Source organism: Actinomycetospora succinea (assembly GCF_004363095.1).
Taxonomy (GTDB): Bacteria; Actinomycetota; Actinomycetes; order Mycobacteriales; family Pseudonocardiaceae; genus Actinomycetospora; species Actinomycetospora succinea.
The window spans coordinates 455,775-468,549 of sequence record NZ_SNYO01000001.1 but is presented as its reverse complement, the minus strand read 5'-3'; the positions used below and the strand labels follow the sequence as shown (position 1 = coordinate 468,549).

The 12,775-nt window shown below is 69.0% G+C and carries 11 protein-coding genes and 1 tRNA gene; 7 read left to right on the top strand and 5 right to left on the bottom strand.

Features of this window, described 5'->3' with window-relative positions; genetic code table 11:
• The first annotated feature begins 158 nt into the window (after positions 1–158).
• The gene (locus EV188_RS02320) at positions 159–839 is read left to right on the top strand and encodes a DUF3105 domain-containing protein (RefSeq protein WP_243741426.1); all 681 of its coding nucleotides are present in this window, start codon (positions 159–161) and stop codon (positions 837–839) included.
• Positions 836–1,603 (top strand): DUF305 domain-containing protein, encoded by a 768-nt coding sequence (locus EV188_RS02315; RefSeq protein ID WP_133824602.1) that lies wholly within the window; start codon positions 836–838, stop codon positions 1,601–1,603. The genes EV188_RS02320 and EV188_RS02315 overlap by 4 nt, the downstream gene beginning before the upstream one ends.
• Positions 1,604–1,666: 63 nt before the next feature.
• Here the strand turns inward: EV188_RS02315 and EV188_RS02310 are convergent, their stop codons facing one another.
• Together EV188_RS02310 and EV188_RS02305 are read right to left on the bottom strand one after the other, a co-directional pair.
• Positions 1,667–2,587, bottom strand: a complete 921-nt coding sequence (locus EV188_RS02310) for an endonuclease domain-containing protein (protein ID WP_133824601.1) — start codon at positions 2,585–2,587, stop codon at positions 1,667–1,669.
• A gap of 111 nt (positions 2,588–2,698) precedes the next feature.
• On the bottom strand, positions 2,699–3,697 hold the full coding sequence (locus EV188_RS02305; RefSeq protein WP_133824600.1) for an NAD(P)-binding domain-containing protein: 999 nt from the start codon (positions 3,695–3,697) through the stop codon (positions 2,699–2,701).
• A 51-nt stretch (positions 3,698–3,748) separates the two neighbouring features.
• Between EV188_RS02305 and EV188_RS02300 the strand changes: the two genes are divergently transcribed.
• The 4 genes from EV188_RS02300 (at position 3,749) to istB (ending at position 8,246) form a co-directional block, all read left to right on the top strand.
• Positions 3,749–3,823, top strand: a tRNA-Arg gene (locus EV188_RS02300).
• A gap of 159 nt (positions 3,824–3,982) precedes the next feature.
• Positions 3,983–5,350 (top strand): tyrosine-type recombinase/integrase, encoded by a 1,368-nt coding sequence (locus EV188_RS02295; protein ID WP_208113952.1) that lies wholly within the window; start codon positions 3,983–3,985, stop codon positions 5,348–5,350.
• Positions 5,351–5,871: 521 nt separating this feature from the next.
• On the top strand, positions 5,872–7,470 hold the full coding sequence (istA, locus tag EV188_RS02290; RefSeq protein WP_133824598.1) for an IS21 family transposase: 1,599 nt from the start codon (positions 5,872–5,874) through the stop codon (positions 7,468–7,470).
• The gene (gene istB / locus EV188_RS02285) at positions 7,467–8,246 is read left to right on the top strand and encodes an IS21-like element helper ATPase IstB (protein WP_133824597.1); all 780 of its coding nucleotides are present in this window, start codon (positions 7,467–7,469) and stop codon (positions 8,244–8,246) included. Before istA ends, istB begins: the two co-directional genes overlap by 4 nt.
• A gap of 182 nt (positions 8,247–8,428) precedes the next feature.
• Here istB and EV188_RS33170 read toward each other — a convergent pair whose 3' ends face one another.
• From EV188_RS33170 to EV188_RS02270, 3 genes are all read right to left on the bottom strand, one after another.
• Entirely contained in the window at positions 8,429–9,553 is a 1,125-nt protein-coding gene (locus tag EV188_RS33170; protein WP_133824596.1) for an MBL fold metallo-hydrolase, read from the bottom strand.
• Positions 9,554–10,100: 547 nt separating this feature from the next.
• A complete protein-coding gene (locus EV188_RS02275; RefSeq protein WP_133824595.1) occupies positions 10,101–10,772 on the bottom strand; it encodes a cupin domain-containing protein in 672 nt (223 codons plus the stop codon).
• A gap of 274 nt (positions 10,773–11,046) precedes the next feature.
• Positions 11,047–11,436 carry an Lsr2 family DNA-binding protein gene (locus EV188_RS02270; RefSeq protein WP_133824594.1) on the bottom strand — a complete coding sequence of 130 codons (390 nt, stop codon included), beginning with the start codon at positions 11,434–11,436 and terminating at the stop codon, positions 11,047–11,049.
• Positions 11,437–11,616: 180 nt separating this feature from the next.
• Between EV188_RS02270 and EV188_RS02265 the strand changes: the two genes are divergently transcribed.
• Entirely contained in the window at positions 11,617–12,735 is a 1,119-nt protein-coding gene (locus EV188_RS02265) for a hypothetical protein (protein WP_133824593.1), read from the top strand.
• Positions 12,736–12,775 lie beyond the last annotated feature (40 nt).

The window sequence follows — 12,775 nt, the reverse complement described above, 5'->3', positions numbered from 1 at the left end:
GGCCTGCGCGGGGCGCGGGCAACGGTCAGGCGCGCGGGAAGAGCGGCGGCACCGGGCAGCGTGGCAATGGTCAGCGAGGCGGTCAGCGGCCGAACGCCCAGCGCGGGCCGAACCCGGTCACGCGCGGCAAGCGCCCCTCCGTCGCCACGAAGCGTCAGGTGCCGTGGCTGCTGATCGGCGCCATCGCCGTCATCGTGGTGCTCGCCGTCGGCGTCATCGGCTTCGCGCTCACCCGCGAGAGCGAGGTCAGCGCCTGGCGCCCCAGCGACGACAACCGCGACCCGTCGCTCGCGATCCCCGGCATCGTCACCGGGCAGTACGCGGGCCAGCAGCACGTCAACGCCCAGCAGCGCGTCGCCTACGACCGCTCGCCCCCGTTCGGCGGCCCGCACGACGCGTACTGGGCGGCCTGCAACGGCGTCGTCTACCCGACCCCGGTGCGCAGCGAGAACATGGTCCACTCGCTCGAGCACGGCGCGGTGTGGATCGCCTACAACCCCGACCAGATCACGGGGCCCGCGGTGCAGACGCTCGCGGCGAAGGTGCAGGGCCAGGACTACACGATGATGTCGCCGTACCCGGGCCTCGACCAGCCGATCGCGCTGCAGTCGTGGGGCCACGAGCTCAAGCTCGCCGACCCGAACGACCCGCGGATCGACCAGTTCATCTCCTCGCTGCGCCAGAACCAGTACGCCTACCCCGAGGTGGGCGCGAGCTGTGACGCGCTCGGGCCGGGCTACTTCGACCCGGACAACCCGCCGCCCTTCGACGCCTCGCCCCCGCCGCCGGACGCGGTGACGATGGACGGGCGCGGGGCCCAGGCCGGGAACGGCGGATGAGCGCGCCCACGGACGCGGACACCGAGGTGGACCGCACCGACCCGCCGCCGCCGGTCGACGACGACGGTGACGACGGCGGCTCCGGCGGGTGGTGGTCGGCGAGCCCGACCTGGGCGAAGGCGGTCGTCGCCGGCGGGCTGGCACTGCTGCTCGTGCTCGTCGGGGTCATCGGCGGCATCGCCCTCGGGCGCTCGACGGCCACGACGTACGGGCCGGCCGAGGGCTCGATCGACGTCGGGTTCCTGCAGGACATGAACGTGCACCACGGTCAGGCGGTCGAGATGGCCGTGTGGGCGCGGAACAACACCGCCGACCCGCAGGTCCGCCAGATCGCCTTCGACATCGAGTCGACGCAGACCTCGCAGGTCGGGCGCATGGAGGGCTGGCTGACCCTGTGGGGCCAGCCGCTCACCCCGCCCGGCGGGCAGTACATGGGCTGGATGGGCATGCCGACCACGACGATGCCGGGCATGGCCTCGCCGGACGACCTGGCCCGGATGCGCGCGGCGACCGGCCGCGACCTCGACGTCGCGTTCCTGCAGCTCATGCTGCGCCACCACCAGGGCGGCCTGTCGATGATGCAGGCGGCGGCGTCCGACGCCTCGGTGCCCGCGGTCCGCGCGCTCGCCCAGAGCATGGTCGCGTCCCAGACCGCGGAAGCGGCGACGATGACGCAGATGCTCGCCGAGCGCGGCGCCGCGCCCCTCCCGGCCCCCGCCGACCCGCACGCGGGCATGGGCCACGGCATGCCCGGGATGAACTGAGCGCCTCCCAGGGACCATGATCACGATCTCGGTGACGGAACCCCGCAGATACGCGGGGATTCGTCACCGGGTTCCTGATCTCGCCGCCAGGGTCCGGCGCAGCCGCGACAGGAACCCGTCCGGGTCGCTCACGAGCTCGTGCCAGTGGGTGCGGACGACCACCCAGCCCTCGGCAGCGAGTGCCGACTGCCGGGGCCCGTCGGTGAGGAAGGCCCGCAGGTCACGGTGGTAGGCCCACCCGTCGATCTTGAGCACCACCTTCTCGTCGGCGAACACGACGTCGCCGACGGCGCGCCCGTAGCCGGGCAGGACGATCTCGGTGTCCGGGGTCCACCCGCACAGGCCGGCTCGCCGCATCAGCCGGTGGGCACGCCGTTCCGCCTCCGACCGCGCACCACCGCCCGCGAGGGCGAGGAGCTTCGCCGCGACCGGCGCGCCCCGCCGCCCCGCGGTGCGGTGGTGCACCGACACCAGCGCGGGCAGCGACACGCGTCGCCGGACGAGCGCGCGGTCCATCAGCTTCGCGCCGGGGGTCAGCCCCATCCGCACGGCGGCGTCGAGCACCGTCGGGGCCCGGCAGGTGACCACGAGGCGTCGGTGGCGGGTCCGGTCGACGGGATCGATGGTGCGGCGCGTCATGTCGACGTCCCACCGCGGCCGCACCTGATGGGCGCGGTCGACCGCGATCTCGACGCGACCGGGTGCCGCGTCGTGCAGATCCCACCACCACGCCGCGGACCGGCCGACGAGCACCGCGCTCGCGCCGATCGAGAGCATCGCCGCGACCGTGCGCGACGCCGGTGTCTCCTCGTGCTCGGCGACCTGGAAGACGCGAGGCCCCACGGGTCGCCACGCCTTCGTCGCGACCCGGCGAGCGATGGTGTCCTCGCTCAGCCCGGCGGCGCGGGCCTGGGCGAGGCTCACGACGCCGTGCTGGGCGCGGGCGAGTCGGCGGAGCTCGGCCAGCTGCTCGGGAGTGCTCATGCCGGGTTCGACGCAGCGCACCCCGCCACGGATCCACCCGGTCTGCCCTAAGATCACGAGCTCGGTGACGAATCCCCGCGGATGTGCGGGGATTCGTCACCGGGACCGCGATCATGCTCCGAGGCGCGCCCGCACCTCCGCCTCGGCGGCGGCGATCGGGCTCGCCGCGACCTCCCGGTGCAGGGCGTCGAGCCGCTCGCCCGCCTCCGGCCGGCTCCACTCCCGCGCGAAGGCCCCGGACAGGATGTCGTCGTGCATCACGCGGGCGAAGCGCGACGCCAGCTCGCCCCGCTCGTCGAGCCCGGTCAGTGCCCGCAGCTGCCCGTACTGCGAGGTCCGCGAGTGCAGCCCGAGCTGCCCGAACAGGCCGTCGCGGGCCACGTGCGCGAACACCTCGGCGGGCTCGGCGGAGAGGTAGAGCTCGTTGAGCACGGCCTCCTCGCTGAACCCCGCCTCGATCGCGACGCGGTGTGCGGTGCGGACGACGTCGAGGATCGCCGGCCACACCGCCTGCTCGCTGAACAGGTCGAGCGCGGTCTCCTCGCGGGCGCTCGAGACGATCGCGCCGCCGAGCGTGCCCCCGATCGCCCGGGCCACCGCCAGCGTCGTGTCCCACGCCCGCCCCGTGGCGTCGCGCTCCACGGACACGAAGCACGGGAAGCCGTGGCGGTCGACGTAGCGGTCGCGCACCGCCGCCCCGATCATCCGCGGCGCGACCATGACGACGTCGACGCCGTCGGGCACGTCGAGCAGACCGAAGTGCCAGTTGTAGCCGCTGGCGACGACGAGCACGTCGCCGGCCCGCAGACCCGGGGCGATCTCGTCGCGGACGAGGTCGGGCTGCACCTCGTCGGGCACGAGCAGCAGGACGACGTCGCCCGCCGCCGACGCCTCGGTGATCGACCGCAGGTCGAACCCCTCCTCGGCCGCGGCCTCGGCGTACGCGTCGTCCCGGTTGCCGACGACCGGTGCGTGCCCGGAGTCGCGCAGGTTCGCCGCCTGCGCCGCCCCCTGGTTGCCGAAGCCGATCACCGCGACGGTGCGTCCGGACAGGGCCGCGAGGTCCGCGGCGTCGATGCTGCGGTCCTGGTGGATCTCTGCGTGTGCCATCACCCGAGCGTCGGTGGTCCCCGGCTCGTGCGCTAGTGTTGCGCTCGGTCCGCCCCCGTAGCTCAGGGGATAGAGCACCGCCCTCCGGAGGCGGGAGCGCAGGTTCGAATCCTGCCGGGGGCACCACGCACTGACCAGCGCAAACGCGGTTGGATCGTTGCCTGACCGATACCTCGTGGAACGGCTCGTGGAACGAACGGCCCTAGCGTTCGTTCCATGCCATCTCGTACGCGCCGGCGCCGCGGCTCCATCGAGCAGCTCCCCAGCGGCTCCTACCGGGTCCACGTGTACGGCGGCACCGACCCGCTTACCGGCCGCGACCTTCGCGTGCGCGAAACGCACCCGACGTACGGCGAGGCCGAGAAGGCCCTCACGCGCCTCCAGCAGCAGGTCGACGAGGACCAGCACCCCAAGTCCGCCATCACCGTCGGTCAGGCCGTCGAGCGCTGGCTCGAGGTCGTCGTGCTCGAGGACACCACCCGCGAGCGCTACGACGACCTGATCCGGCTCTACGTGCTGCCGACCTTCGGGACCATGCCTGCTGGCCGGGTCGACGCCGAGCTCCTTGAGCGCTACTACGCTCGCTTGCACCGCTGCCGCGTCCTGTCCTGCAACGGCAAGGCGCGCGGCGGCCACGTCTGCCGTCCGCTGAGCACGAGCACCACCCGGAAGGTGCACTACATCATCCGCGGCGCACTCGACCGTGCTGTGCGCTGGCGCCACCTCGGGGTGAATAAGGCGGCCATGGCCGAGGCGCCGGCTCCCCGTCGCACCGAGCCCGACCCGCCCAGCGCCGACGAGGCGGCCCGGCTGCTCAACGCCGCGTGGAGCGACCCGGAATGGGGCCTGCTGCTCTGGCTGACCATGCTCACCGGTCCGCGCCGTGGCGAGGTCTCCGCGCTGCGCTGGCGCCACATCGACTTCGAGCGCGGGCTGCTCTGGGTGCACCAGGCCAACGCACAGACGAAGGCGGGGCTCAAGGAGAAGAGCACCAAGACCAACCAGCGGCGAAAGGTCGCCCTCGACGAGCACACCGTGGAGCTCCTTCAGACGCACCGCGACCGGTGGCGCGAGCGCTGCGAACAGCTCGGGGTGGCGCTGAGCCTCGACGCGTTCGTCTTCTCCCCCGCGCCCGACGGCGGGACGCCCTACCTCCCTCGAGCCATCAGTCAGCGCTACCGCCGGCTCGCCCTAAGGCTGAAGCTGCGCAGCACGCGCCTGCACTCACTGCGGCACTACTCGGCCACCGAGCTCGTCGCCGCCGGCGTCGACATCCGCACGGTGGCCGGCCGCCTCGGGCACGGCAGCGGCGGCGCCACCACGCTCAAGGTCTACGCCGCCTGGGTCGACGAGGCCGACCGTCGGGCGGCCACCACCATGGCCACCGTCCTTCCACGTCCGGTTCCCCAGGCATCGGTCCGCTGCAGCCCGTACGAGGACATCGCCGAGGCACTGCGCGAGCAGATTCGCTCCGGTGCCCTGCAACCCGGTGCCGAACTCCCGACGGTCGCTGAGATCGCCGTTGCCAACACCGTCGCCGTCGGTACAGCCCACCGTGCCCTCGCAGCACTCAAGGCGGACGGTCTGGTGAGGGTGTCTCGCGGGCGAAGGGCCGTGGTGCAGGCTATGTCCGACGCGATGGCCAGCGGATAGAAGTCGCGCCATCGTTGCTCACGAGCTCGAGGCCCACCCGAGCCTGAGCACCTGAAACGGCTGGATGGACCTTCCCTAATTGGTCAAGTGCGGCCCTGGCGGGGCCGCCGACGGGCGGCCCGCTGCGGGCCCCGCCTCTGTCTTCGACTCGTCCGGCCGCGCGGACACGTCCGCCACCGGCAACAGGACGCTGAAGGACCGAAGGGATGTCCTGGCCGGAGGGGCAGGTCTCCGGGATGGCAGGGGACGAGCGGAGTGCGGCACCGGTGAGTGGGTGGTGGCGGGATGTCATCCCGGACGTCCTCCCGGAGGACCCTCACAGCGCCGGTGAGGGGTGTCCGTGGCCATGAAAAAGTCCTCGGTGTTGGCCAGGTAGAGGTCCCCGCGGGTGGCCGTGTGAGGTCCCCGCGGGTGGCCGAGTAGGAGTCGCCGGTCCCTCGTCGTGTCGTGCCGGCGGTGGGGCCCTGGGCGGTGACGGTGGCGGTGTCGAGCCAGTCACCGCACCGCCCAGGGGTCTGCCATTGAAGTCTGCGAGGGAACGGATGGACATCATTTCGGCCTACCGGGAGGTGGGCAGTTACCGCGGCGCGGCCGCGATCTGTGAAACGACGCCGAAGACGGTGCGTAGGGTCATCGAGCGCCACGAGGCCGGCGGGATCGCGCCGGAGCGCAGGCCGCGGCCACGCAACTACGACGCCGTGACCCAGGTCGTGATCGACAAGATCGCCGAGACGAAGGGGCGGATGTCGGCCAAGCGGCTGCTGCCGCTGGCGGTCGCCGAAGGCTACGAAGGCTCCGGACGCAACTTCCGTCGGCTGGTCGCGGCCGCGAAGTCCGAGTGGCGCCGGACCCATCACCGCGGGCGGCGCCCGGCGGTCTGGGCCCCGGGCGAGCACCTCGTGATCGACTGGGGCGTCCTGGGTGGGCTGCACGTGTTCTGCGCGGTCCTGGCGTGGTCGCGGGTCCGGTTCGTGCGCTTCGCCGCCGACGAACGCGCCGCGACCACGTTCTCGCTGCTCGCTGAGTGCTTCGAGACCCTCGGCGGGGTCCCCAAGGTCGTCCTCGCGGACCGGATGGGCTGCCTGCGCGCCGACATCGTCGCGGGCCGAGTCGTCCCGACCCCGGACTACGTCCGGTTCGCCTCCCACTACCGGTTCCGCCCGGACTTCTGCGAAGGCCACGACCCGGAGTCCAAGGGGATCGTGGAGAACCTCGTCGGCTACGCCAAGTCCGACCTGATGATCGGCTGCGAACTCGTCGACCCCGACCGTCCCCACGCTCGTCCTGGCGCTGGTGGTGGCGCTGGTGGTGGCGCTGGTGGTGGCGCTGGTGGTGGCGCTGGTGGTGGCGCCGGGCTCGATCTGGTGGCGGCGAACGCGGCCGCGGCCCGATGGTGCACGCAGGTCAACGCCGCGATCCACTCCGAGATCGCCGCGGTCCCGGCCGAACGCCTCAGAGACCATGAACTCGCCCTGCTCGGCGGGCTCCCGGCGCTGCGACCACGCATCGGGGGTCCGGCGATGTTCCGCAAGGTCGACCGGCTGTCCTGCATCCGGCACGGCTCGGCGCGCTACTCGGTCCCGTCGGCCGCGATCGGTGACAGCGTCGAGATCCGCGTCCACGCCGGTGAGCTGTCGATCCTGACCCGCCAGACCGGAGCGACTCCGCCGCAGCTGTTGGCCTGCCACCCGGTCGTCGGCCCGGGAGAGGTCTCGATCCTCGACGCGCACTACCCGGCCGCGCGACCAGTGGTCCCGACGCGGGCGGTCCGGCCCCGGACCGCGACGGAGAAGGCGTTCTGCGCGCTCGGCCCGGCCGCGCAGGCGTTCCTGACCGGCGCCGCCGCGGCCGGTTCCACCCGCCTGGCGGCCGATCTGGGCGAGCTGGTCGACCTCGGACGCGCCCACGGCACCGAGGCGCTGCTCGAGGCCCTGACCCGGGCGACCGCGTTCGGGCGCTGGCGCGCCGAGGACGTGCGCTCCATCCTCGCCGCCGGGCACACCCCGACCCCACGTCCGGCGGGCGACGCCCTGGTCGTCGAGCTCCCCAGCGTCCCCACCCGCCCCCTGGACGCCTACAAGATCAGCCCGGACGCCGCCGGGTCCGGTGACGCGTCATGACCGCGACCGCGCCACCGCCGCTGGAAGCAGATCTCGAAGCAGGGCTCAAGCGGCTCAAGCTCGCCGCGATGCGTCGGCTGGCCCCCGAACTGCTGGTCACCGCCCGCACCCAACGCTGGCGGCCCGAGGAACTGCTGCGCACGTTGGTCGAAGCCGAGATCGCCGCCCGCGAGGCCTCCAACACCATCAACCGTCGCCGCGCTGCCGGGTTCCCGGTCGAGAAGTCCCTCGCCGAGTTCGACGTCGGCGTCTCCTCGATCCCACCAGCAACGTTCGACTACCTCGCCAGCCTCGAGTGGATCCGCGCCGCGGAGAACCTCGCCCTGGTCGGCCCGGCCGGCACCGGCAAGTCCCACCTGCTCGTCGCTCTCGGACACGCCGCCGTCGAGCACGGGCACCGGGTCCGCTACTTCACCGCCGCCGACCTCGTCGAATCCCTCTACCGCGGCCTGGCCGACAACTCCGTCGGCCGCATCATCGACCAGACCCTGCGCCACGACCTGATCATCATCGACGAGATCGGGTTCGCCCCGCTCGACGACACCGCCGCCCAACTGCTGTTCCGGCTCGTCGCCGCCGCCTACGAACGCCGCTCACTGGCGATCAGCTCGCACTGGCCCTTCGAGCAATGGGGCCGGTTCCTACCCGAACACACCACCGCGGTCAGCCTGCTGGACCGACTCCTGCACCACGCCCACGTCGTCGTCACCGACGGCGAGTCCTACCGCATGCGCCAAGCCCGAACGAAGGGAGCGAAGCCGGCCGCCAGCAGCTGAACAACCCCAGGACCGGGGACTTTCACCCGGCCACCAGCGGGGACCACGAACTGGCCGTTGACAAGGGGCAAGCATGGTCAGTCCGATCCGCTCATACTCGAGGTTGCCGCCCACCGACGACGGTATCCGACTAAAGCCAGGTCGACGGATGACAACAAGGTCGCGCATGAGTCACTGGCGATTCAGCCCAACCGCCCAGCCGACTCACTCAGGCCGATACGCCATTCCTTCTCATCTGGACGCCGCCTCAATTGCACAGTCCCCATCACCGGGTCTATCTTCTCGACTGTCGCTCCCATGTCTCGGAGAGTCCGAGTTACGGCGGCGTCTCGTGGTGCATCTCGACCCCGGCCGAGAGCTGTCGAGTAGAGCTCCCCTCCGGATCTTGCAACTATTCTCGACACGTCATCTTCGAGGGGCAAGGAAACCTTGCCTCGACGAAAAGGGGTCAACACGCAGACCCCCATCGGCGCCATCAGATCTGTAAATATCTGGTCATGGTGACCAGTCTCCGATCCATGGTGGGCTACCTTGTATAGACTGGCTGGCGAAACGCTCACGCTATTACCGAAGACTCCGTTCCAGCCGGTATCAGGAGCCGAAGTTGTCTCCAAGTCAGCCCCCAGCAAAGCACCGTGAGACGCGTGATCCAGCATGGCAGCGACAGAGTAGTCATTAGGTCGAAGGTCAGGGATCCGCACCCGCTTACTCGTAACACTTGGCACCAACCGAGCGATTGTCTGGCTTGCGCTTAGCTGGGCCGCCGAAGACGGGGTTAGAGCAACGACTCGCGTCCCCGACGCTTCATTGCTGCCTTCCCAAAGGATCATGTCGGCTGCGGCAAATTTTGGAGTTCGGCTCGCGACTGCAGGGTCTCTGCCTGTCACAACATCCAAGACCTTCCGGAATTCAGCCACTCCAGAGGTGAGTCGAGTTTGACTCAGACCGTCGGTCGACACCAATTGCAGAAACTCGCGGGTCGCGAGAGCCGAGGAACAGATGAACTCGGCGCCGGCGCATTCGGATACAATCTCCGCCAACCCACGAATATGGTCGTCGTGCCAGTGGCTTGCAACAACTGCAACTACTGCTTCAGGGCTTACTCCTATACTGTCTAAGTAGGTTAGGGCTGCGGGGCGCCTTGTTGACCGATTGATGCACGAGTCGACGATCATCCACTTGGCCCCGCCAAGATGGACTACGACGCTTTCGCCGTAGCCGGGACCGAGGAGCGTAACTTCCCGCTCGTCGCGGGCCGGAGCGCTGGCCTCTAGGGCAACCAATTCTTGGCTACCTCCGCGACCCACTCGCCCCGTACGCGATCTTCGCTAGCCGTTACCGTTGGAATGCGACGGAATCTTAAGAGGGATTCGCGCCGCCTCTGGCCTCCCCTTGTTATGGCATATCCAATCGTCCAGTAGAAGACTGCCCCCGGCTCCACTAGCCGTAAATCCTCATCGGAAACCTCTCGCAAAGGAAGCTCGACGGTCTCCTCATCGGCAAGCAAGTCCATGCTTAGCACTCTTGCTCCGAAAGAGCCGTCAGAAACAGACTCGACAACCCCCTCCCAGCCTTCGAGAGGAACAAACTTTTCGGGCTTTGCGGAGACCCCGGGGCGAATGCGCGGGGCAATGAAGCGTCGCCTCTCCGGCCCGGTCTTCGTGGCAAATCGCCCTTGCCTACTAAACTCACGTTCCAGCGCAGAAGTCGAGCTTAGTGTCTTCTGCCTCTCTACCTCGCTCGGCGGTAGACGTCTCCCTCGGTCGAGCAAATGCGTCTCGACATCATCCAAGCTATCGAGGTCGCCCTGCTCCCCATTCCCCAACGCCGATCGGGCGGTGTTCACTGAGCGAGTCACTGGCTAGACTCCTCTGCGTACTCAAGAATCTTCGATTGTATATTGTGGACGCTCGAAAGATGAGTCTTCCAGCAACTAGTGAAAACGTCCTCGATCCACGCGTCGAAGTCTGCACCAGTAGCGTCTCCGCGAACGAAATGGTCGTTCACGTCGATGAACAAGCCATTATGCACTTGAACGGAAGGTTCAACCGAGACCAAAACCATCCCGAGTTTACCGTCCGTGCGCTCGCCTTGGATGGATACTCGTCGCATCCCGGGACGATCCAACACTTCCCGCCACATGTCTTTTGGAGCTAAGCGGTGGCCTAACTTGTCATACACGTCAGAACTACTTAGTCCGAAATGAGCACTGCGATTGAGCCCAATTGCGTCCACCGGCGTGTGAGGTAGCAACTTCACAATTGAGAAGACTAGATCACGCAGGGAGCTGTAGAACGGCGAGCTTTGAGTAAGTACAGTAAGACGCTCGGGGAGCACCTCTACCGTGAACCACTCGACCTCGAAGCGGGCGAACTCTGGAGTAACGACCACGTTCTCGGCACTTTCAGCCTCTGCGACCCTTATCAGATCGTTTCGCGCGAGCCATTGCGGGTGAAATATTCCAGGGTTCATCGAGCCGGCCAGGACGATCGACGCGCCCTCGATGAGGGGAGACACGTCTGACATGCGCGGAGGCTCCCATACGACGTCGGTGACAGCTGGCTGGCTCTCCGATCTTCGAGCAGCACGCCATGGTATCCCGTGATTGTGACCTAGGTCATATAGCTAGGTTGGTACTTCAGCTGGTGGCACGCGAGGTCTGTCTGGCTCGGCACGTCGGTACAGATCGAGTAGAAGACGCGGGACGCACTGGTAGACAACAACAGACACTGTCAGACGGTGATCATGCAGGCCAGCGACCCGGGTGGGACGAATCCGGAGGTACTACACGGTCCATGACCTATCGTCGGTGTGCCTGCACGTAGGCGGCGACGACGTGACCGGAGAGCCGGCCACGGTCGGACACCGGGATGCCCGAGCGCTGCGCCCAGCGCCGGACCTCTGCGGTAGTCGCCCCGGTGGCCTGAACCACGGGCGGCGGGGTTGCGGCGCGACTGCGGGCGGTGCTCGCGCGGCGCCGACCCCTCTCACTGCCGCGGACGGCGCGAACGACCTGGTCCTCGAACATGCGCTCGATAGCCGACGCCGGGTTGGTGACCGTGCGGACCGAGCGCTGCACCTTCTTGATCGGCTTGGGCGTCAGTGTGCGGACCGGGTTGGCAACCTTGCCCACCGAGCGGCGCGCCTTCTTGATCGGCTTCGGCGCCAACAGCCGCCACAGCAGTCCCACGGTGCCTCCCCCACGTCGACGCTTTCGGGACGTCCGTCGGTCGCGTCGTCGCCCCCGTTACGACTACGACGGCAATGCGGCTACGCAGGCCGGCAGCGACGACTCACAAGACGGTCAACTCGTTGCTGCTCTTCCCCCAACCTGGACCTCCTTGTCGGTCCCACTCCGCACACTGCTCGCATGGACTCTGCCGGGCTGGAGCCTTCCTGGAAGCCACCTTGCCCCAGCGAGATGCCTGATCTCAGAGCGCGGCTGATCGACTACCTAGGCGGGCCCGCGATGCACGCCTCGGTGGTATCCGCACTGGGCGAGGGCCGCGGCGCGATCTCGCCGCGCACCGGCAATCTCAGACGCGATGCCCGCATCCTGATGGAGGAAGAGCTCGAGCGGCTCAAGGCCGCGGAGCTGTTCTACGTGGATGCCGACATGACCCGGCTCGCGGTGGCCGCGACCGAGACGTTGCCGGTGCACGGTCTGCATCCCACAGATGTGCCGGCACCTGCGGGGTTCTGCGTGTTCGCGGAGCCGATCGCGACCTACCTCAACGAGGGCGGGGACTTCGACGGACAGCCCACCTCGATCGTCGCGGTCTCCTGGGGCGACTCGCCCCTGATGCGCCTAACCCGCGAGCGCGGCCTGTGGATGACCCAATGGACTTGGAAGCAGCCCGACGCCGTCGCGGCGCAGATCCACCAACGCCACGGAGTGCCCCTGGCCCGCGCCCTCGACCACGCCCACCGAACAGTCGGTCCGCTGGCGTGGGAGAACGAGGTCACCATGCTCTATGGCGCTACCGGGCAGTTGGCCACCCTGACCACCGCCTCCAACGAGCTCGCCAGCGTCGAGGACGTCGACGAGAACACCCGAGGCGCCGACATCGCCGGTGGCACCATGCACACCGGCATGATCGTCCGGGCCACGTGGCTCCTGATGAACCAACCCGGCGTCGCCGACATCGACACCGCGGCGCTGTCCCGCTCGGAACGTCGACGCGCCAAACGCGACGGGCGCGAACCCCCCGCCGTTCGCGTCGTGCGGATGATCCGGCACACCGAGGACCACCCGAATCCCGAAGAAGGAGCACCGGCGCGGTACAGGGTGCGGTGGACCGTGCGTGGTCATTGGCGTCGGCAGTGGTACCCCAGTCGTGGTGACCACCGACCTGTCTGGATCAACCCTCACCTCAAAGGCCCCGACGGGGCGCCGCTGCATACGGGGCAGACCGTCCACGTGCTGGACAACAAGGGCGAAAGCCGCAGACGAGACGACGACGTGACCACGTCGAAAGAGAGCACCTGAGGGACCGCAGTCCCACCGTCGGTTGACGGCCTCGGTCCTT

Bases quoted from the DNA above. Each gene is read 5' to 3' on its own strand.
- EV188_RS02315 (WP_133824602.1), top strand. From the start codon at position 836: ATGAGCGCGCCCACGGACGCGGACACCGAGGTGGACCGCACCGACCCG.
- EV188_RS02310 (WP_133824601.1), bottom strand. From the start codon at position 2,587: ATGAGCACTCCCGAGCAGCTGGCCGAGCTCCGCCGACTCGCCCGCGCC.
- EV188_RS02305 (WP_133824600.1), bottom strand. From the start codon at position 3,697: ATGGCACACGCAGAGATCCACCAGGACCGCAGCATCGACGCCGCGGAC.
- istB (WP_133824597.1), top strand. From the start codon at position 7,467: ATGACCGCGACCGCGCCACCGCCGCTGGAAGCAGATCTCGAAGCAGGG.
- EV188_RS02275 (WP_133824595.1), bottom strand. From the start codon at position 10,772: ATGTCAGACGTGTCTCCCCTCATCGAGGGCGCGTCGATCGTCCTGGCC.
- EV188_RS02265 (WP_133824593.1), top strand. From the start codon at position 11,617: ATGGACTCTGCCGGGCTGGAGCCTTCCTGGAAGCCACCTTGCCCCAGC.